The sequence below is a fragment of the Kribbella sp. NPDC003505 genome, assembly GCF_040610875.1.
Classification (GTDB): domain Bacteria; phylum Actinomycetota; class Actinomycetes; order Propionibacteriales; family Kribbellaceae; genus Kribbella.
Genome location: NZ_JBEXNA010000028.1, coordinates 1 through 1,335 on the forward strand (window position 1 = coordinate 1; position 1,335 = coordinate 1,335).

The 1,335-nt window shown below is 68.9% G+C and carries 1 protein-coding gene; it reads left to right on the top strand.

Annotation, left to right across the window (positions count from 1 at the left end; translation table 11 throughout):
* Nucleotides 1-3: 3 nt before the first annotated feature.
* The gene (locus ABZX12_RS42750) at nucleotides 4-1,302 is read left to right on the top strand and encodes an IS110 family transposase (protein ID WP_355701221.1); all 1,299 of its coding nucleotides are present in this window, start codon (nucleotides 4-6) and stop codon (nucleotides 1,300-1,302) included.
* Nucleotides 1,303-1,335: the final 33 nt, after the last annotated feature.

The window sequence follows — 1,335 nt, forward strand, 5'->3', positions numbered from 1 at the left end:
TCGCTGATGGTTCTCCCGACCGGCTTGCTGACGAACGAGCGGTTTCGAGCGCGGGAGAAGAAGTTGAAGTTCTTTGTCGGAGATGACTGGGCCGAGGCGCATCACGATGTGGAGGTGATGGACCCGGCGGGCCGAGTGCTGGTCAAGGCGCGGCTGGCCGAGGGGATAGCGGGGATGGCCCGGCTGCACGCGCTGCTGGCCGAGCATGCCGGTGCTGCCGATCCCGACGCCGATCCTGATGAGGTCGAGGTGGTGGTCGGGACCGAGACCGACCGTGGCCCGTGGGTGGCCGCGCTGGTGGCGGCCGGCTACCAGGTGTTCGCGGTCAATCCGTTGCAGGCCAAGGAGTACCGCAAACGGCACGCGGTGTCGGGCGCCAAGAGCGACGCCGCGGACGCGCACGTGCTGGCTGACATGGTCCGCACCGACTCCCACCAGCTGCGCCCGGTGGCCGGTGACAGCGCGCAGGCCGAGGCGATCAAGGTCGTCACCCGGATGCACAAGACGCTGATCTGGGAACGGACCCGCACCACGCAGCGGCTGCGGCACGCGCTGCGCGAGTACTTCCCGGCCGCGCTGGAAGCCTTCGAGGACCTCGACGCCGCCGACACCCTGGAACTGCTCGCCAAGGCCCCCGACCCCGCGTCTGCCGCCCGGCTGACGATCACCCAGATCAGCACGGCGCTCAAGCGCGCCCGCCGCCGCAACATCAACGACAAGGCCGCACGGATCCAGGCCGCGCTGCGCACCGAGCACCTGACCCAACCCGCCGTCATCACGGCCGCCTACGCCGCCTCGGCCCGTGCCCTGGTCGCGGTCCTGGTCGTCCTCGACGAACAGGTCAAGACCCTGCAGGGGCAGGTGGCCGACCATTTTGGCCGGCACCCGGCCGCTGAGATCATCGTGTCCCAGCCCGGGCTGGGACTGATCCTCGGCGCCCGGGTGCTCGCAGAATTCGGCGACGACCCCCACCGCTACGCATCCGCCAAAGCCCGCAAGAACTACGCCGCCACCAGCCCGATCACCATCGCCTCGGGCAAGAAGAAGGTCGCCCTGGCCCGCTACGTCCACAACGACCGGCTCATCGACGCCCTCATGAGCCAAGCCTTCACCGCCCTCAGCGCCTCGCCCGGAGCCCGCGCCTACTACGACAAACAACGAGCCCGCGGAGCCGACCACAACCCCGCCCTGCGCCAACTCGCCAACCGGCTCGTCGGCATCCTCCACGGCTGCCTCAAAACCGGCACCCCCTACAACGAAACAACCGCCTGGCCACAACACACCGAAACCCTCGCAGCTTGACACCCTTAGCTCATGGGATGTCTGTCGAGCTGC